At 67.2% G+C, this 19,479-nt stretch carries 15 protein-coding genes; 4 read left to right on the forward strand and 11 right to left on the reverse strand.

Features of this window, described 5'->3' with window-relative positions:
* Window positions 1-43 precede the first annotated feature (43 nt).
* Window positions 44-5,119: a beta strand repeat-containing protein gene (locus HNR05_RS14740; RefSeq protein WP_179579832.1), complete on the forward strand. Its 5,076-nt coding sequence runs from the start codon at window positions 44-46 to the stop codon at window positions 5,117-5,119.
* Window positions 5,120-5,227: 108 nt separating this feature from the next.
* Window positions 5,228-6,277 (forward strand): zinc-dependent alcohol dehydrogenase family protein, encoded by a 1,050-nt coding sequence (locus tag HNR05_RS14745; RefSeq protein ID WP_179579833.1) that lies wholly within the window; start codon window positions 5,228-5,230, stop codon window positions 6,275-6,277.
* Window positions 6,278-6,332: 55 nt separating this feature from the next.
* Here HNR05_RS14745 and HNR05_RS14750 read toward each other — a convergent pair whose 3' ends face one another.
* Window positions 6,333-6,914 (reverse strand): TetR/AcrR family transcriptional regulator, encoded by a 582-nt coding sequence (locus HNR05_RS14750; protein WP_179579834.1) that lies wholly within the window; start codon window positions 6,912-6,914, stop codon window positions 6,333-6,335.
* A gap of 84 nt (window positions 6,915-6,998) precedes the next feature.
* Between HNR05_RS14750 and HNR05_RS14755 the strand changes: the two genes are divergently transcribed.
* Entirely contained in the window at window positions 6,999-8,081 is a 1,083-nt protein-coding gene (locus HNR05_RS14755; RefSeq protein WP_179579835.1) for an NADP-dependent oxidoreductase, read from the forward strand.
* A 674-nt stretch (window positions 8,082-8,755) separates the two neighbouring features.
* On the opposite strand, the gene HNR05_RS14760 is transcribed toward HNR05_RS14755, so the two are convergent.
* From HNR05_RS14760 to HNR05_RS14780, 6 genes are all read right to left on the reverse strand, one after another.
* The gene (locus HNR05_RS14760) at window positions 8,756-9,349 is read right to left on the reverse strand and encodes a nitroreductase family protein (protein ID WP_179579836.1); all 594 of its coding nucleotides are present in this window, start codon (window positions 9,347-9,349) and stop codon (window positions 8,756-8,758) included.
* 103 nt (window positions 9,350-9,452) lie between these two features.
* Window positions 9,453-11,147: a long-chain-fatty-acid--CoA ligase gene (locus HNR05_RS14765; protein ID WP_179579837.1), complete on the reverse strand. Its 1,695-nt coding sequence runs from the start codon at window positions 11,145-11,147 to the stop codon at window positions 9,453-9,455.
* A 51-nt stretch (window positions 11,148-11,198) separates the two neighbouring features.
* Entirely contained in the window at window positions 11,199-12,269 is a 1,071-nt protein-coding gene (locus HNR05_RS14770) for a threonine aldolase family protein (protein ID WP_343062614.1), read from the reverse strand.
* Between the two features lie 4 nt (window positions 12,270-12,273).
* Window positions 12,274-12,402, reverse strand: coding sequence for a hypothetical protein (locus HNR05_RS17820; RefSeq protein WP_281369828.1), 129 nt, complete (start codon window positions 12,400-12,402; stop codon window positions 12,274-12,276).
* A gap of 101 nt (window positions 12,403-12,503) precedes the next feature.
* The gene (locus tag HNR05_RS14775) at window positions 12,504-13,658 is read right to left on the reverse strand and encodes an ABC transporter permease (RefSeq protein ID WP_179579838.1); all 1,155 of its coding nucleotides are present in this window, start codon (window positions 13,656-13,658) and stop codon (window positions 12,504-12,506) included.
* Complete coding sequence (locus HNR05_RS14780; protein ID WP_179579839.1) at window positions 13,655-14,551, reverse strand: ABC transporter ATP-binding protein; 897 nt, start codon at window positions 14,549-14,551, stop codon at window positions 13,655-13,657. Before HNR05_RS14780 ends, HNR05_RS14775 begins: the two co-directional genes overlap by 4 nt.
* A gap of 268 nt (window positions 14,552-14,819) precedes the next feature.
* Here HNR05_RS14780 and HNR05_RS14785 point away from each other — a divergent pair, with 268 nt between their 5' ends.
* The gene (locus HNR05_RS14785; protein WP_179579840.1) at window positions 14,820-15,998 is read left to right on the forward strand and encodes an ABC transporter permease; all 1,179 of its coding nucleotides are present in this window, start codon (window positions 14,820-14,822) and stop codon (window positions 15,996-15,998) included.
* Between the two features lie 38 nt (window positions 15,999-16,036).
* Here HNR05_RS14785 and HNR05_RS14790 read toward each other — a convergent pair whose 3' ends face one another.
* Genes HNR05_RS14790 through HNR05_RS14805 form a run of 4 tightly spaced genes read right to left on the reverse strand, consistent with a single transcriptional unit; the run spans window position 16,037 to window position 19,437 of the window.
* The gene (locus HNR05_RS14790; RefSeq protein ID WP_246318419.1) at window positions 16,037-17,569 is read right to left on the reverse strand and encodes an AAA family ATPase; all 1,533 of its coding nucleotides are present in this window, start codon (window positions 17,567-17,569) and stop codon (window positions 16,037-16,039) included.
* A gap of 29 nt (window positions 17,570-17,598) precedes the next feature.
* The gene (locus tag HNR05_RS14795) at window positions 17,599-18,522 is read right to left on the reverse strand and encodes an aldose 1-epimerase family protein (RefSeq protein ID WP_179579841.1); all 924 of its coding nucleotides are present in this window, start codon (window positions 18,520-18,522) and stop codon (window positions 17,599-17,601) included.
* A 58-nt stretch (window positions 18,523-18,580) separates the two neighbouring features.
* On the reverse strand, window positions 18,581-18,811 hold the full coding sequence (locus HNR05_RS14800; protein WP_179579842.1) for a helix-turn-helix domain-containing protein: 231 nt from the start codon (window positions 18,809-18,811) through the stop codon (window positions 18,581-18,583).
* On the reverse strand, window positions 18,811-19,437 hold the full coding sequence (locus HNR05_RS14805) for a hypothetical protein (RefSeq protein WP_179579843.1): 627 nt from the start codon (window positions 19,435-19,437) through the stop codon (window positions 18,811-18,813). Before HNR05_RS14805 ends, HNR05_RS14800 begins: the two co-directional genes overlap by 1 nt.
* Window positions 19,438-19,479 lie beyond the last annotated feature (42 nt).

The following is a 19,479-nucleotide window of genomic DNA, read 5'->3' on the forward strand; positions in this document are numbered from 1 at the left end:
TGGGGAGGGACGAAACGCCTGCGTTCTGACACTCTTGCAATCGATGTCTGCACACTTCGCGCGTACGCGCCTTCAAACCCCGCTCGTTGCTGCCGCGCTGACGCTCGCCTTGGTCGTTGCCGGCAACGTCGGCCCCGTCTCCTCGGCACACGCCGCACTGCCCCCGATCAGTGTGACGTCGACGGCCGACCGGGCCGCCGGGTGGGTCTGTTCGCCGACCGAGGTGCTCGACTCGCCGGTCACGCTGCGCACCGCGCTCTGTGTGGCGAGCAACGCGGGCGGCACGGTCGACATCACGCTGGCTGCCGGCACGTACAGCCTTAATGCCGCGCTCGGCCCGCTCATCGTCGGAACGAAAACCGGCAGCACCCTCTCGATCTCGGGCAACTCGACAGCGTCGACCGTCATCACCGGCGCGGGCACTCACCAGATCATGACTCTCGACCCCGAGATGGTCGGCGGCGTCGCGGTCAGCCTCTCGGAACTCACGATCAGCAACGGCGTCGACAACGTTTTCGGCGGCGGCGCCCTCATCGGCGGGTCGGGCAATGCCAGCGTGGCTGACACCCTGTCGCTGAAAAAAACAGCCCTTACCGCCAACAAGGCCAATACCGTTCTGGCTCCGAACCCCGTCAGTGTGCCCCCGAATCCAGGTGGCGCGGTTCAGTTCCTCGGCGGATCGCTCAGCATCATCGACTCGGTTTTCTCCAACAACTCCTCGGGGGACAGCGCGGGCGGGGCCGTGGCTTATCAAGCAATGGGGGCTGCCTCGGCCGCCGAAACCCTCACGATCACGGGTTCGACATTCACCGGAAATACCGCGACCAGCGTCGTGTCCCTAGCGAACGGCGGTGGCGCGCTTTACGTGGCCGGCCCCGCCGCAATGACCATCACCGACAGCACGTTCACCGGCAACATCGTCACCACCGGCTCAGGGGCGAGCACGCACGCGACCTCCGGTGCGGCAATTCTTCAAGACGGCGGTGCGCTCTCGCTGACCGCGTCGACCGTGACCGACAACATCATGGATGGCACCTCGAGTGCGATCGGTGGGGCGATCCAGATCAACAACGGCACGTTCGCCGGTGAATACAACCGTATTCGCGGCAACGTGAGTGGGGCCAGCCGAATCGGCCTCGGCAGCACCGCCAATCCGGCTGTGCCGATCACCGCCACCAACAACTGGTGGGGGTGTGTCGGCGGACCCGGTGCGAGCGGATGCGACGCGGTCGCGGTGGCCACCTCGACCAAGCCGACCGTCACCCCGTTTCTCACGCTGACGGCCACGGCGAATCCGACCCCGATCATCGCAGCCGATCGGTCCGCGGTGATCACTGCATCCCTGCTGAAGAACTCGGCCGGGACCGCGATTGGTGCGTCGAAGCTCACAGCCTTCGCCGGGCTGCCGATCGCGTGGTCGACTCCGCTGCCCAGCGGGGCAACCCTCGTGCCCGCCACGACCGTGCTGAACGCCGGTGTCGCCACCGCGAACTATGACGCACGCGCGACCGAAGGCGTCGGAGGCGCTCGGGCCGCACTCGACGGCTCACCGGCGATCGCCGTGCTCGAAGTGCACACGAAGCCCGCGATCACCAGCGGCGCCTCGGCGGTCTTCCTTGTTGGGGCGGCGGCGGCGACAACGATCACGACGACGGGCTTCCCGGCGCCCTCCATCGCGACGAGTGATGCGCTGCCGGAGGGGCTCACGTTCGTCGACTCGGGAGACGGCACGGCCACTATTGCCGGTACGCCGGTGGCCGGTTCAGGTGGGGACTATGCGCTTGCGATCAGGGCGTCGAACAGCGCAGGCTCGGCCGCCGGCAAGACCCTCACCGTGCAGGTTCGGGAGGCGCCTGGATTCTCGAGCGCCACGGCGGCTCAGTTCGCACGAGGCACCGAGCAGACGTTCACCGTTCGAGCCGGCGGATTCCCCAACTCGACAATTGCTCTCTCGGGCACGCTGCCCGACGGGATCAGCTTCACGGCGAAGGCGGACGGAACCGCCACGCTTTCGGGCACGCCGACGGTGAGCGGCACGTTCCCGCTCACGTTCACGGCGACGAACGGCATCAACCCGGCGGCAGCGCAGGGCTTTACGTTGACTGTGGTGCAGCCGGCTGCGATCACAACGCAGCCGGAGTCGACGACGGCCATCGCAGGAACCGATGTGGAATTCGCGGCCGGGGCCTCCGGGTTCCCCGTTCCCACGGTGCAGTGGCAGGTGTCGACGGATGCCGGCGCGTCCTTCACCAACGTGCCCGGTGCCACCTCGACGACGTATCGTTTCAGCGCGACTCAAGCACAGAACGGCAACCGCTATCGTGTGGTGTTCAGCAACGGCACGGTTGCCACGACGATGGCCGCCACGCTGACTGTCGGCACTGCCCCGACCCTCACGAGCGCACCCTCCGCCGTGTTTTCCCAGGGCGTGGCCGGGCAATCATTCACCGTGGTCAGCACCGGGTCGCCGGCCGCCACGCTCAGTCTCGGCGCGGGAGCACCGGGCTGGCTGACCCTGACGGCCAGCGGCCCCGGAACCGCAACGGTAACCGGAACGCCGCCCGCGGGAAGTGCACGAGTGTGGACCTTCCCGATCGTTGCGGCGAATGGTTTCGGCACCGGAGACGTGCAGACATTCGCTCTGACGGTGACCGCCGCCCCCGTGCTCACGAGTCCGAACCGCTCAACCTTCCGCGTCGGATCAGTCGGCTCCTTCGCCGTGACCACGACGGCCGGCGAACCCAACGCGACCACCATCACCCTGATGGGGGCGCTGCCGACCGGCGTGAGCTTCACCGACAATGGTGACGGCACGGCGACGTTGGCGGGAACGCCGGCCGCGGCATCCGGTGGGGTGTATGAACTCACCCTCACCGCGAGCAACGGAATTGCGCCGAACCCGGTGCAGACGTTCACTCTGACCGTCAACGAATCGCCCGTCGTCACGACCGATCCGGCCAATTCTCTGAGCCTTGTCGGTGCCGAGGTCACGTTCACGGCTGCGGCACGAGGATTCCCGATTCCGACCGTTCAGTGGCAGGTGGCCACGACCGCGAGCGGGCCGTTCACGGATCTCGCCGGAGAGACCCAGCCCACGGTGACGTTCGCGGCGGCGCAGTCGCAGAACGGCAACCGGTATCGGGCTGTCTTCAGCAACGGAAGCACCGCGACCACGGCCGAGGCCACCCTCGTGGTGGGCCGCGCTCCGGTCATCACGAGTTCCGACACGGTGAATTTCCTGGCCGGCGGTGGCGAACAATCGTTCGCCCTGACCGCCGACGGATCCCCGGCGGCGCTGTTCACCGTCGCCGCCACGGAAGCCGTTTGGTCGTGGCTGAGATCGGAAAGTGGGCTCAACGGCCCTCCACGGCTCTACGGCACCCCGCCGGGAAGCCCGGGCACCGAATACACGGTTCAGGTTCAAGCGTCGAATAGTTTTGGGCGTTCCGCCGTGCAGAACATCACAATCAGGGTTGTGCAGGCGCCCTCAATCACGTTGAATCCGCTGCCGCAGAGCGTGATTGCGGGCGAGGTCGCGACATTCTCTGCCGGGGCATCGGGTTATCCGCAGCCCACCGTGCGCTGGCAGGTCTCGACTGACGGTGGCACCGCGTTCACGAACGTCACCGGGCTGACTGCGACCGCCGAGACACTCGAGGTCGCTTCGGCGCAGAGTCAGAACGGCTGGCTCTACCGGGCCGTCTACACGAACTCGATCGGCTCGACGACAACGGATGCGGCGCTTCTCACTGTTGGCACACCGCCACAGATCACCAGCGGCGCCACCGCGACGTTCACGGTCGACAGCGGCGCACAACGCGCTGCGATCACGACGTCGGGAACGCCCCGTGCGACGCTCGCGCTGACGGATGGCCTCATCGGTGGCGTGACCAGCCCGGTTCCGGCCTGGCTGAGCCTGGCCGATGCCGGCGATGGCACCGGCACGCTGGGGGGCACTCCGCCCGTCGGCAGTGGCGGGGTGTACGACCTCACGCTCACCGCATCCAACGGCTTTGGTGCCGACGCGGTGCAGACGTTCACCCTCACCGTCAACGAGGCTCCGGTTGTGACGAGCGCGGCGCAGGCCGCATTCGAGGCCGGCGTTCCGGGAGATTTCACGGTCACAACAGGCGCGGGGTTCCCGGCCAACCCGACTCTCACCCTCGCCGGAGCACTGCCGACTGGCGTGACGTTCGTCGACAACGGTGACGGAACGGCGACTCTCGCCGGAACGGCCGCTGCGAAAACGGGAGGCAGCTACGCCGTGACCGTGACCGCACGGAATGCGTCGGGTGCGTCCGTTACGCAGGCGCTCACGGTGGTCGTCGCTGAAGCGCCGCACTTCGCCGGTGACGCATCGGCTCACGTCACGCATGGCATCGTTGCTGCGGTCACGATCGCAACTGAATTCGGCTTCCCCGACACCGTGGCGATCACGACGGCCTCGCCGCTGCCGGGTGGGCTGACGTTCACCGACAACGGCGACGGAACCGCAACTCTCGCCGGCGTTGCGACCGACCCGGTGGGAACATCCGTCGATCTGCTGCTGAGCGCAACGAACGGCGTGGGAACGGATGCCACCCGGACCCTGACCCTGTCGGTCGTCGCCGCGGCCGTGGTGCCGCTGCCGATCGTGCTGCCACCGAGCACCGGCGTGCTCGAGGGAGTGCCTGACACGGCCCGCCCCGGCCAGACGATCACCGTGACGGCGACCGGTTTTGCGGCGGGGGCGCCGATCACGTTCGGGATCTACTCGACCCCGCGCCAGCTGGCGCAGGCTACGGCGGATGCGTCGGGCTCGGCCACGACGCAGCTCACGCTCCCGAGCGATCTGCTCGGCCTGCACACGCTGGCGGCTTCAGGGCTCACCCAGCAGGGCGCAGAGCGCTTCGTGACCCATGCGGTGACGCTCGAAAAGGCGTCCGTGCCGCCGGTGAATCCGCCGGATACGGATGGCAATGGCAGCGGGACCGGCAGTGGGAACGGGGCCGGCAGCGGCTCCGGCGTGATCGCCAGCACGGGAGTCGCGGGTGACGTGACGCTGCTGGCCGGCCTGGCACTGCTGATGCTCGCCGGCGGACTCCTGATCGCCGTGCGGCGTCGCCGAGCACATCTCTAGGAGCCTGCCGACTGTGGTCGAGCGCGTCGAGATTCGGTGACCGGAACTCGACGGGCTCGACCGGTCGCATCCCGTGCATGAGCGCCGGAGCGGGTCTAGGCTCGGAACATGCGCGCAACAGTGATTCACGGTGAACGAGACATCCGGCTCGAAGACGTGGCCGACCCGGTGCTCTCCACCGGCGGCGACGCGATCGTGAAGGTGGTCGCCGCCTGCGTCTGCGGTTCAGACCTCTGGCCCTACCGTGGCGTGACACCCACGAACGAACCGCATCGTATCGGTCATGAATTCGTTGGCATCGTGCAGGAGATCGGCCCGGATGTCGCCCGCATCGCGGTGGGGGACTTCGTGATTGCCCCGTTCTACGACTGCGACAACACGTGCATCAACTGCCGCAACGGCGTGAGCACCTCGTGTCTCGCCGGCGGTTGGTGGGGCTCACACGACAAAATCGGTGGATTCGCCGATGGTGCGCAAGGCGAACTCGTGCGGGTTCCGCACGCCGACGGCACCCTCGTGGCCACCGAACAGATGCCAACGGCCGAGCAGATTCCCGGCCTACTGACCCTCGCCGACGTGATGGGCACCGGGCATCACGCCGCGGTCTCGGCCGGCGTGACGACGGGCAGCAGCGTCGTCGTTGTCGGCGATGGCGCCGTCGGCCTCTGCGCCGTGATCGCGAGCAAGCGCCTCGGGGCCAGCCGCATCGTCATGATGAGCCGCAATCCAGAACGCCAGGCGCTCGCCCGAGAGTTCGGAGCGACCGACATCATCGAGCAGCGCGGGGATGACGGCGTGGAGCGCATCCGTGAGCTGTTGGACGGCATCGGTGCCGACTGTGTGCTCGAATGTGTCGGCACCAAGGAGTCGATGGATCAGGCGATCCGCGGGGCGCGTCCCGGCGGAATGGTCGGCTATGTCGGCGCCCCGAACGGCGGGCCAGAGTTGCCGGTTCGCTCGCTGTTCAACCGCAACGTCGGCGTGAACGGCGGGGTGGCATCCGTGCGCGGTTACATCGAAGAGTTGCTGCCCGACGTGCTCTCGGGTGCGATCGAGCCCGGGCGGGTATTCGACCTGGAGCTTCCGCTGACGGATGTCGCCGAGGCCTACGCCGCGATGGATGAACGCCGGGCGATCAAGGTGCTGCTGCGCCCGTAGAGGCGTCGCCCACGGGGCGTTTCCGCATCCGACGGGGCTGAGCGGGCGGGTTCGACTACTCCCAGTCGGCCAGCAGGTCCAGGGCGCTGTGCAGCACCGCCACTGCTTCCGCCCGGTTGATTCGGGCGATGAGTAGTGCGCTGACCGTCAGCGACGTGAGAAGCCGCGTGCGCTGGACGATCGTCTCGGACGAGGCATCCGTGAATCGACTGCGCAGCGCCTGCCCGATCGCATCATGCAGTTCGGCGCGGTAGTTCTCGATCACGCCGCGCAGGGCCTCGTCGTGCGAGGCGAAGATCGCGCTGTTCACCAGGAGGCAGCCGCGTTGGGGCGAATCCTCGTGCAGCGTCTCGATGGCCTGAATCAGTCCGCCGAAATACTCACCGACGGCATCCGTTGACAGGGGGGCTTCGGTGAGAACCGCGAGCCGAGGACGGATGATGGTGTCGAGGTAGTCCTGCACCGCAGCGTCGAACAGGCCGCGCTTGCTGCCAAAGGCGTGGTAAAGGCTGGAGCGGCCCAGGCCGGTTGCCGCTTCGAGATCGGGCAGGGAGGCGGCATCGAAGCCTTTGTCCCAGAACACATCGCGGGCAGCGCGAACCACCTGGGTGCTGTCAAAAGTTTGGGTTCGTCCCATGATGATGTTTCTCTCAGGTTGTGTACTACTCGATCCAGTATAAACTAGATTGATTGGTACACAAACAAGAAAGTGACCCCATTCATGAACTCAACGCCAGCCGCCGCTGCGCCCAATGCCCCAGCCGACACCGCCCTCAGCACCCAGATTCAGCTCGCGGCGAGGCCGGTCGGCTGGCCGACCCACGACAATTTCCGCACCGTGACCGTCGAGCTGCCGCCACTTTCCGACGGCCAGGTGCGCGTCGTCAACGAGTTCGTCTCGGTCGATCCGTACATGCGCGGCCGCATGAACGACGTCAAGAGCTACACCCCGCCCTACGCGCTTGACGCGACCATGACCGGCGGCGCGGTCGGCCGAGTGGTCGCATCGGCCAGCGACACGCTCGCCGTCGGCGATGTGGTGCTGCACAACTTCGGCTGGCGCGACATCGTGCAGGAGGATGCCACCGCCGGTTTTCGTGTGGTGCCCGAACTACCCGGCGTGCCGCTTTCGGCCTACCTCGGAATTTTAGGTCTGACCGGCCTCACGGCATACATCGGACTGCTCGACATCGCCGCGCTGAAAGAAGGCGACACTGTCTTCATCTCGGGAGCAGCCGGAGCCGTGGGCACTGCCGCCGGCCAGATCGCCCGGCTCAAGGGCGCGGGCCGGGTGATCGGTTCGGCCGGAACCGCCGAGAAGATCGCACTCCTGACCGAAAAGTACGGCTATGACGCCGCGTTCAACTACCGGGAGGGGCCCGTTCGGGCGCAGCTTGCCGCGGCAGCTCCCGACGGCATCGACGTGTACTTCGACAACGTCGGAGGCGACCACCTCGAAGCCGCCCTCGCCTCGTTCAATGACGGTGGACGCGCGGCGATGTGCGGCGCGATCGGGTCCTACAACAGCACCGAGCCCACCCCCGGTCCGAACAATATGGGCAACCTCGTCACGCGTGGACTCACGCTGAAGGGGTTCACCGTGGGCCACTATATGCACCACTTCCCCGAGTTCATGCGCGAGATGACCGAGTGGTTCCAGAACGGTGACATCGTCTTCGATGAGACGGTCGTCGATGGCATCGAGCACAGTGTCGACGCCTTCTTCGACCTGATGCGCGGCGGCAACATCGGCAAGATGGTCGTGCGTGTCGGCGCAGGAAGCCGTCTCAGCGACGCGGGTTGACCACTGCGGCGGGCTGCCCCGATCTCGACGAGCTTCCGTTGGTCGAGCGTGTCGAGACCCTGGTTCGCGGTTTCGGGTTTGGCTTGCGGGATCTCGACAGGCTCGATCAGCGGTGTGGAACTCGATCGTCGAGTTTCCGTTGGTCGAGCGTGTCGAGACCCTGGTTCGCGGCAACGCGACCGTCGTGCTTCCGTTGGTCGAGTGTGTCGAGACCCTGGTGTGCGGTTTCGGGTTTGGCTTGCGGGATCTCGACAGGCTCGATCAGCGGTGTTCGGCTCGATCAGCGGTGTGGAGCGCGAGCGTCGAGTTTCCGTTGGTCGAGCGTGTCGAGACCCTGGTGCGCCGCGCGATCGTCGTGCTTCCGTTGGTCGAGCTTGTCGAGACCCTGGTGCGCGGTTTCGAGGTCGGCTTGCGGGATCTCGACAGGCTCGATCAACGGTGTTCGGCTCGATCAGCGGTGTGGAGCTCGACCCGTCGTGCTTCCGTTGGTCGAGCTTGTCGAGACCCTGGTGTGCGGTTTCGGGTTTGGCTTGCGGGATCTCGACAGGCTCGATCAGCGGTGTTCGGCTCGATCAACGGTGTTCGGCTCGATCAGCGGTGTGCGGCTCGATCAACGGTGTACCGCTCGACCGACGGTGTGCCGGGCCCGACCAGCGAGCCGGCACTGCGCCTGGTTAGTCGTTCGCGAGGAGCAGCTCGCCCAGCGGCTTGCGGGTGCGCGGCGTGGACTCGCGCTCAAGAACCTCGGGGCTCAGGGTGGCGACATCCGCCAGCATGCCGAGAGCGATGACCGAGACGACGACCTGCTTCCCGCCGAGGCCGAAGGCCGTGGCGAGAGCGGCGGCGTCGAATCCACCCATCTGGTGGGTGTGGATGCCCTCGTGCTGGGCCTGGATGCTGAGGTGCGCGACGGCCTGACCCAAGTCGTAGCTGGCCCAGGGGTTGTCCTGGTCGGGCTTCATCGTGGCGTCTGCGACGTTGGCGATCAGCACGCTGGCCGAATCGGCCCAGGCCTTGTTGAATCCGGTCAGGCTGTCGTGGATGGTGGTAAAGCCCGCCGAGCCGCGGCGGGTGACGATGAAGCGGGCCGGCTGCATATTTGCCGCCGACGGTGCCCAGCGGGCGGCCTCGAGCACGGTGGTGAGGGTGCTGTCGTCGATGACGGCGTTGGCGTCATAGCCCCGGGGGCTCCAGCGCTCGGCCAGGGTGACGAGCAGGGGAGCTTCGGTGTCGGCGGATCGGTTGACGGTGTCGGTGATCAGTGTCATGAGTGCAGAACTTTCCTCGCGCGAATAATGTGGCGGGGCGACTCTGACCCACGTGGGCCAACACGCTAGGGAGGCGGCCTATTCCCGAAGATACATATTGGAGCTATGGATTTGTGAGAAGCTGCGCACGCACCTGGCGGCGCAGCACCTTGCCGATGAGCGAATGCGGCAACTCGTCGACCTGCACGATGCGACGCGGCACCTTGTACGCCGACAATCGATGGCGGGAGTAAGCGCGGAGGGCTTCCACGTTGAGCTCAGCGCCGGGCACGAGCACGACGGCGGCCGTGACATCCTCTCCGCCGCTCGCGCGCGGAAGGCCGACAACGGCCACATCTGCAACATCCGGATGCGACATCAGGGTCTCCTCAACCTCGGAGGGCGCCACATTGAACCCGCCCGTGATGATGAGTTCCTTGATGCGGTCGACGATGGTTATGAAGCCGTCCGCGGAGACCGTCACGATGTCACCAGTGCGCAACCAGCCATCGGCCAGCAGCACGGCCGCGCTTTCGTCGGGCCGATTCCAATAGCCCGAGAACACCTGAGGCCCGCGAATGAGCAACTCGCCCTCCTCATCGAAGCCGCGGTCAACCGTAGAATCCTCGGGGTCGACCACCCGAATCTCGGTGTTCGGAAACGGCACGCCGACGGTGCCGGGTCGTCGGGACGGTCCGATCGGGTTGCCGGCGGCCACGGGGGAGGTTTCGGTCATGCCATAGCCCTCGACGAGAAGCCCGCCCGTGGCCTCCTCCCAGCGCTCAACCGTCGCCACGGGCAGATTCATCGCGCCCGAAATTGCAAAACGGATGCTCGACAGGCTCACCCTGCGGCTCTCTGCCGCGCGCACCAGTCGGTCGTAGATCGGCGGCACCGCGGGCAGGAAGGTGGGCGGGCTGGTGCGCGCGGCATCCAGAACCAAGTCGGGGTCGAACTTGGGGAACAGCACCAGCCGGGCGCCCATGCTCATGGCGAAGGTGAGACAGAGGGTGAGTCCGTAGGCGTGGAACATGGGCAGAACGGCGTAGACGACCTCGACGCCGGGTTTCAGGCCGGGCACCCAGGCGGCGCCCTGCAGGGCATTCACCCGCAGGTTGAAATGGGTGAGGATGGCGCCCTTGGGTGACCCGGTTGTGCCACTCGTGTACTGCAGCACAGCGGTGTCGCCGGGGGCCGGGCGGGGGAACGAGCGGCGCAGCGGACGGGCACCCAGCAGCGACTGCCAGCTGGTGGCTCCCGTGCTGAGCCGTGCACTGGTGAGCGCGGCGCGGGCGTCCCGGGCCTTGCGAATCGGCAGGCGCAGGGCGAAGCGTTTGCTCGCCGGCATCGCGCGGGTGAGGTCGACCGAGACGACGGTGCGTACCGCGATGTCTTTCGGGAACGCCACAACCGTGTCGACAAGTTTGTCCCAGACGATGGCGACCCGGGCGCCGTGATCCTCGAACTGGTGCCGCAGTTCGCGCGGCGTGTAGAGCGGGTTGTGTTCGACGACGATGGCGCCGAGCCGCAGCACGGCGTAGAACGCCACGATATGCTGCGGGCAGTTCGGCAGCACCAGTGCGACCCGATCGCCGGCTGTGACACCGAGCTTGCGCAGACCGGATGCGACGCGCGAGATCTCGTCGCCCAGGCGGCTGTAGCTCGTGGTGGCGCCGAAGAAGTCGAGGGCGATCGCCGACCGGTATCTCGTGACGGCGGCATCCATCATGTCGACCAACGAGTCGGTGGGGAGCTGGACCGACTGCGGAACGCCGGGTGCGTAGGCGCTCAGCCACGGTTTGGTGTCGAAGACGCTCATCAACGATCCTCCTCAATCAGGTGCGGTGCTGGGGCGGTGCTGGTGTCACTCTCAGTGGTGGGCAAGTTCCCGGGTGAGTGCGACGATGAACGCGTCGATGTCGGCTTCCGTGGTGTCGAAGCCGCACATCCAGCGCACCTCGCCCGTGGCCGGGTTCCAGTCGTAGAAGCGGAACGACTCGCGTAAGCGATCGGCAACACCGGCGGGCAGAATGGCGAAGATCGCGTTGGACTCGGTGGCCTGCGTGAACGACACTCCCTCGATCGCACCCTCGGCAATGCCGGTCTCGAGGGCGCCGCGCAGGCGGTGGGCCATGGCGTTGGCGTGTGAGGCGTTGCGCAGCCAGAGGTCGCCGTCCAGCAGGGCGATGAACTGGGCCGAGACGAAGCGCATCTTCGACGAGAGTTGCATGTTGAGCTTGCGCAGGTATTTCAGGCCGGTGGATGCCGCGGGGTTCAGCACCACGATGCACTCGCCGAGCATGAGCCCGTTCTTCGTGCCGCCGAAGCTCAACACGTCGACGCCGGCGTCGCGCGTGAAGGCGCGCAGCGGTACGCCGAGGGAGGCCGCCGCGTTCGAGATACGGGCGCCGTCCATGTGCAGGGTCATGCCGCGCGCATGAGCGTGGTCGGCGATGGCGCGCACCTCGTCCGGCGTGTACGCGGTGCCGAGCTCGGTGGTCTGCGTGATCGACACGACGAGCGGCTGGGCGCGGTGCTCATCGCCCCAGCCCCAGGCTTCCTGGTCGATCAGTTCGGGCGTGAGCTTGCCGTCGGGCGTCTCGATCGGCAGCAGTTTGAGGCCGCCGACGCGTTCGGGGGCGCCGCCCTCATCGGTGTTGATGTGTGCGGTGGCCGAGCAGATCACTGCGCCCCAGCGGGGCAGCATCGACTGCAGGCCCAGCACGTTCGCGCCGGTGCCGTTGAAGACCGGGAACGCTTCGACGCCCTCGCCGAAGTGGTGGGCGAAAACCTCCTGCAGGCGGGCCGTGTAGGCATCTTCGCCATAGGCGATCTGGTGGGCGCCATTGGCGGCCACAATCGCGTCGAGAATCTCGGGATGGATGCCCGAGTAGTTGTCAGAGGCGAAACCGCGGGAGGAAAGGTCGTGGAGTTGGGTCACCCTTCTATCCTCCCACCGTGGGCGGATGCTGTGTGTCGGTGTCGGTGTCGGTGTCGGTGTCGGTGTCGGTGTCGGTGCGGCATGCGGCATGCGGCATCCGGCATCCGGCATCCGTTTCGGTGAGGTCGCGCAAATGACCCTTCCCAACGCACGGGAAGGGTCGTTCGCGCGACCTCACGGAGTTTTTCAGGGAACGGGCCGCGGATGCCGGCCGGGCGTGGCCGGGCGTGGCGACTACCCGCGCAGCGCTTCGCGCAGACTCACCCGGGCGCCCATGCGCAGCAGCGAGTTCGAGTAGATGCGTGAGCCGATCACGATCACGATCGCGGTCGTCGTGATCAGGATGGCGAGCGAGAGCAGCGGCTCCCACCATTCGGCGCTGCCGGTGAAGAGGCGCAGCGGCATGCCGACCGGAGCCGAGAACGGCACGTACGACATGATGCCAAGCACCAGGGGGTTGTCGTTGAACAGGATGACCAGAATGTAGGGCAGCATCACGAGCATCATCACCGGGGAGGTGACCGAGCCGACGTCTTCCTGACGGGAGACCAGCGAGGCGGTCGCCGCGTAGAGTGCCGCGAGAAGAACGAAGCCGAAGGCGAAGAAAACCGCGAACCAGGCGATGGAGGGTCCGACGTCGGCCAGGAGCACCCGCTGCCCCGTGACGATCATGCCGATCGAGACGAGTACCCCGATCACGACGATCTGCCCGAACGCCATGATGCTGTTGCCGAGGATCTTGCCGGCCAGCAGGGCGCGCACTGGAATCGTCGACATCAGAATCTCGACCACTCGGGTCTGCTTCTCTTCAACAACGCTCTGCGCGATGATCGAGCCGAACGTCATGGCCGAGACGAAGAAGATCAGACCAAATCCGATGGCGACCAGATAGACCAGAAAACCGTTCTGGTCGGCGGGCTGAAGCAACTCGACTTCGGGGGTCACGCTCAGCGCTTGAAGCACGTCGCCAGGAGGGGAGTCCAAGGCGATCACCGACACATCGAGGGCCGACGCGGTGTCGGTCGACGGAACGACTGCCGCCGAGACCGTGCCGTCGCGCACCAGCTTCTTCGCAGCGTCGACACTGTCGACGGCGACCGCTTCGAGGGTGGGCGACCCGGCCACGACCTCGGCTGCCGTGCCGACCACGGCAACCTTGGGCAGCGTCGGGTTCGCACCGACGATGCCGCCGACCACGACCGAACCGACCGAGAGCAGCAGCAGGATTCCGGTGGAAATCAGGAACGCCTTGCTGCGCACTCGGGCGAGAATCTCACGTCCTGCGACAAGTGAGACGCTCTGGCCGAACGAGGGTGCCGGGTGAGTGCGCCGGATGCCGGTGCGAGGCGCGGTCTCACGCGCGGATTGTGACGCGGTGTCGATGCTCATCGCACGACCTCCTTGAAAATTGTGGCGAGCGACGGGCGTTGCGGGCTGAACGAGTGGACCGCGCCGCGGGTGAGGGCCTGGTGCAGAACGTGTTGGCTGGCGGCATCCGTGTCGGCCTCGAAGACGGCGAAACCGCCGTCGAACTCGATCACGCTGATGCCGGGAACCTCGCGGATCCAGCCGGCGTCGGCGTCGGTGTGAATCTCGAACCGGGGGGTGCTGAAGCGTTCACGCAACTCGTCGCGGGGGCCGCTGGCGCGGATTTCGCCGGCCGCGATGATGACGAGGTCGTCGCAGAGACGCTCGACGATGTCGAGTTGGTGCGACGAAAAGAGCACGGGCGCGCCGCCGGCGGCGTAGTCGGTGAGCACGCTCTGCACAACGTCGACAGCCATCGGGTCGAGGCCGGAGAACGGCTCGTCGAGCACCAAGAATTCCGGGTCGTGCACGAGGGCCGCGGCGATTTGGGCGCGCTGCTGGTTGCCGAGTGAGAGCGCTTCGACGGCGTCGCCGGCGCGCTCATCGAGGCCGAGCCGCACGAGCAGATCGGCGGTGTTGCGGCGGGCATCGGCCGGGCTGAGCCCGTGCAGGCGGGCCAGGTAGACCAGCTGTTCGGCGACTTTCATTTTGGGGTAGAGGCCGCGTTCTTCGGGCATGTAGCCGAACCGGCGGCGGTCGCCGGCGGTGAGCGGAACGCCGTCGAGCACAACCTCGCCCGACGCGGGGCCGGCATCCGGGGAGAGCACGCCGAGAATGATGCGCATGGTCGTGGTCTTGCCGGCTCCATTGCCGCCGACGAAGCCGGTCATCCGACCGTCGCCGACGGTGAAGCTCACGTCGTGCAGCACCTGGCGGCTGCCGTAGTGCTTGTTGACGTTTCTGATCTCGAGCATGGGAACCCCTTCTTCCTGATCTAGCCAGGCTACAAAACGGGCTGCTGTGAGCGCATCCGTCGCGTGGGGGAACGGAGGGGTGGATGCAGGCGGTGCGGCCCCACAATCTCACCCGCGTGGGGGAGTTGCGCGTGTCTGGGCGGGCGATCCTGTCCCCGGATTCGGTAAACGGCGGCGGATGCCGCGAGTCGCGTCGCGCAGACGCGGCGTGTCGCGCGGTTAACCGAATCCGGGCACAAGCGTAGGAGGGGGCAGTAAGTTGGAGCGCATGCGGGAAGGCGATCACAGGGGGAACGATGAGTCGGATGTCGACCAGCAGTCAGGTAAGACGCCAATCAGGACGCCGGAGTTGACGCCGGAGCCGGAAGCCGCCGCTGCGCCCGCCCGGGGGGAGGTCGGGGTTCCTCCCGGCGTGACGTCGCCTCGGCCGGGGTACGGGCCGTCCGGGACTGTGCATCGCGACACGCTCGAGTTGCCCGTCGAATTGCCCGTCGAATTGCCCGTCGAATTGCCCGTCGAGCCGCCCGTCGAGTCGAGTGGGGTGCAGCACGCCGGCACGGTGAGGTCGGTGGAGCGTCAGGCGAAGCGGCCGGAAGGTGCGCTTCGCACCGCGGGGCTGGTGCTCGTGATGCTGAGCATCGTGCCGTTCCTGCTGCTCATCCTGGTGGTCATTTCGGTCAGGTCGGACGCGGTGAGGGACCTGTTCTTGGTGCCGCTCGTGCTTGCCGGGCTCGTCCCGCTCGTGGCGCTCGTGCTGATCCTCGTCGCCTCCGTTCTCAGACATCGGGCGGGCGTGACGATGGACGTTCCCATCGGCGCGGTGGTGGTTGCCCTGATTTTTCTTCTGGCCTCGGTGGGAGCGGGGGCGTTTCTGGTCGTGTTCTCCTCCGGCGAAGGGGGGCTTCGTGACGAAGCGCCCCTGACATCCGAATCACAGAACATCGATTCCGGCCGACCGGCCGAGGACCAGGCGCTGGCCCTGGGGACGCCCGGCTCCAGCCCGACCGAAGCCGAGCTGCGCAGCGGGATGCAGGACCTGGTCAACCTGGCCGTCGAGGCCGCGGGTCCGATGGTGCGCTGGATCGATCTGCCGCCCGGGAAGGCGCCCGCTGTCACACCGAACGGAGTCCTGGTTCCCGCACTGGTGGTAGTGCCCTGTCTCGAGACGGGAGTGTCGTATCTGATCCCGCCGACGACATTTTCGACCGGAACCATCACCGACATGAGCACCGACGAGAACGACCGTGAGGTGACAGGCAACAATGTGGCCGCGGCCGAGCGCATCGTGGCGGCGTGGGAGCGCCTGGGCTACCAGGACGACAGCGGCCTGGGCGGCAACATCGCGCTCGCCGGTCCGACCGGCGCTCCGGCGGTCTCTCTGCACGTGGACTACAGCTTCGGCATCGTCACTCTGACGGGGGAGAGCCGTTGCGTCGTCGCTGACTGACCGGCGCACATGTCGAGCGGTAGGTGGGCGCGAAGCGCCTACCCGTCGAGGCGGCCGGTCGGATCCGGGTCGGACTGATCGGCCCGGTCAGCGGGATCGGGCGCCGGATGATGACCGAGGAGTCGGCGGGTGAGATGCTCCCGGCTCGACAGCAACGAGCCGAGCGCCTCGGCGAGATCGGCATCCGTCGGCTCGCGACCGGCTTCGGCCCCGAGGAGCACCGTGCGCCGCATGAGCTCCTTGGCGAAGGAACCGGTGACCCCCTCGGCCTGGCGGGCGGCGACGGCGACGGCAGCGGGCGACAGGGGCAGCCCCGCTGCATAGAGGGCGAACAGGCGCTCCCGGGTCGCCGTATCGGGGATGGGAATCTCGACGGCGAGGTCGACGCGGCCGGGGCGGTCGGCCAGCGCGCGTTCCAGCACGTCGACTCGGTTCGTGGTGAGCACGAAGGCGACATCCGCATCGCCGTCGAGACCGTCGAGCGCGTCGAGCATCGCGAACAGCAGCGGTTGCGGCATGCTGCTCAGGTCACGATCTCCGGCGATCAGGTCGACGTCTTCGAGCACCACGATGGCCGGCTGCATGGCGCGGGCGAGCTCGGCGGCCTGGGTGATGAATTGGATGCTGTTGCCGGTCAGCACGACGGCCGTTGTGCCAGCGGTAACGCTGAGCAGATGCCGAACGGTCAGTGTTTTGCCCGATCCCGGCGGCCCATAGAGCAGAACGCCGCGCTTCAGGTGCTGGCCGGCTTTGCGCAGGGCGTCCCGGTGTTCGCCGATGCCGACCACATGTCGCACCACGGCGTCGAGGGTTCCGGGGGCCAGGATCACGTCGGCGGCCGAGACCTGCGGGCGCGGGAGAAAATCGGCGCCGGCGGCCCCGTAGCCGTATTCGTTGCCGCTGAAGGTGAGTACGTGCCCGCGCAGAACGCTGCGCAGAAGCATCAGACGCCGTAACTCGGTGAGGAGGAGCGCCGAGCCAGCGGGATCCGTGGCGAGGATCTCGAGTCGGGCCGTGTTGCGGCCGAACTCGGGCTTCGGGCCGCGCTGCAGCACGGCGATCGGTTGCCCGCCGATGGTGAAAAGGCGCAACCCAAACGACACGACACGACGTTCGGAATCGGGCCCGGTCGCGCTCGTGACATAGTCGACCGGCCCCGGGGCGTACTGAAAGAACGGGTTGCTGAGCAGCTCCGGAAACGAGGAGCTTTCACGCTGCTGGCCGCCGGTGACGCCAATCAGGTGGGCGAGGTCCAGGTCCGAACCGGATGTCGCGGCTAGCTCGTCGAGGGCGATATCGGCGTCGATGAGGCGGTGCGGCGGCACGTCCTCGGTGACGAGCGGCAGGGTGGCCACGTCCGCCGCCAGGTGGGCCTGAACGACCTCGCCCAGCGGGGTGCGCATGACCGTAACCGGCCGAGGGGCGTTGATCAGCTCATCCATGAACCGGCGAAACGTCTCGATGAATGCGGCGTTCGCGTCGGGGCTTGCGTCGGGGCTTGCGTCGGGGCTCGCGTCGGGGCTCGCGTCGGTCTCCCGATCGGTGTTCTGGCCGGTGTGCTGATCGTCCATTGCAGCCCCCACGTCGTCGTAGGGTCATGCTACAGCGCGGCGATGCTCCAGCCCACCGAGGCCAGCTGGCCCGGGTTCAGCATGATCAGGTCGGTGCCCGAGTTGAACGCGTCGGGCGGGCAGGTCATCGGTTCGACGGCCAGGCCGCGACGGCTGGCCTTGCGTGTCGGCTGATCGGCCGTGTGCACCTGCACCCATGTGCAGCCGGTGCTCCAGCTCATCGAGACGCCGGTTCCCGACGGAGCCGTCAGGCGCACCTCGGCTGTGCCCTCCCCGTCGCGGGTCAGCTCGGTGAACGCGTGGTCGATGAACGTCTCGCCGATCACGCGCGGCGTGCGAAAGTCGAGCGCCCCGTCGGCCTCGGTGGCGACATCCGTCAGGCTGATCGGAATCAGTCGATCCTCGGTCACGAGGAGCACCTGTGCGGCGGGAAGGGTCAACGTCCAGTCGTCGACGCGGCCCTCGCCGGCGATGAGGTACGGATGCGGGCCGGCACCATACGGTGCAGGCACGTTGCCTGTGTTGCGAGCCATCACGGTCTGGCGCAGGCCCTCGGCGCTGAGTGTGAAGATCACGCGCAACTGCAGGCGGAATGGGTAGCCGGTCTGCGGCTCGATGGTCGCGGCGAGTGTGACGCTGTCGGCCGACTCTTCGAGGGGGATGAAGTCGAGCCAGCTCGCCAGGCCGTGCAGGGCGTGGCCGCGCTCGGGTTCGCTGAGGCTGAGCTGGTGGGTGACGCCGTCAACCGTGTAGCGCCCGTCGACGACCCGGTTCGGCCAGGGGGCGAGCGTCGCGCCGCGGAATGCCGGGCGCACCTCGTCGGCGTCGAACGGCACGACCAGGTCGCGGCCCTGGTGCGTGAGGCTGCGCAAGGTCGCGCCCACGCTGGCGATGCGGGCGGTGTAATCGCCGAAAACGAGCTCGAACTGGGTGCCGGAGAGCGGAGTGGTCATCCCTCAATTCTGCCCGTGATTTCGGTGTGCCGAGTTCACGGCCGGCGGGCGGGTCGCCTCACCGCTCCGGAGGGCTGCGCACCAGCAGCTCGCCGACCTCGCACTCGAGCACATCGCAGATCGCGACGAGCGTTGAGAAACGGATGGCGCGGGCCCGGTCGTTCTTCAAAATGGAGAGGTTCACGATGCTCATGCCCACGCGCTCGCCGAGCTCGGTGAGCGTCATCGATCGCGCGGCGAGCAGTTCGTCGAGACGACAGTGCACGCCGGTGGGACCGTCGTCGCCCACTAGACGAGTCCGTCGGTGTCGCGCTGCAGACGCTGGCCGAATTCGAAGGCCGCGGCGATGACGCCCAAGCCGATCCCGGCGACGAGCGGGAACAAGGTGCCCGTGCCGGCGAACGGAAAGACGCTGCCGATTGGGTCGGGGTTGAGTTCACTGGCGATCATGAACTGTCCGGCCACGCTCAGCCCCTGCCCGAGAACGCCGCCGGCCAGCAGCGTGATGCTCGCCGTGGCGAGCAGCCAGGTCGCCAGGCGCGAGAACGGTCGTCCGCGCCACAGACTCACGCAGAGGAACACGACGGCCGCCGCGAGCGTGGCGTACATGAGGCCAGTGGCCAGGATGCCGCTGCCGAGCAGCACTCGGGCCGCGACAGACACCCCGGTCAACGTGACGTCGGCGGTGGCGAAGGTGCCCGTAACGAGGGCGGCGCTGCCGTTGGCCGCATCCGCCGGAACCGTGGCGACCGTGCTGAGTGTGGCCTGAATCTCGGTGTTGAACAGTGCCGCAATCGTCTGGCTGAGCGCTCCGATGAACGCCAGCACGCCGAAAATCGCCGCGACGGCAGCGCAAAAGGCGAGCGACAGGCGCTCGGACCGGCGCAGGCCGTTCGTACGGGTGGAGATTCGCATGAGCATCCTAACGATTATCGATAATAACGATTGTCGTTAAAC

It is taken from the genome of Leifsonia psychrotolerans, from assembly GCF_013410665.1.
Taxonomy (GTDB): domain Bacteria; phylum Actinomycetota; class Actinomycetes; order Actinomycetales; family Microbacteriaceae; genus Cryobacterium; species Cryobacterium psychrotolerans_A.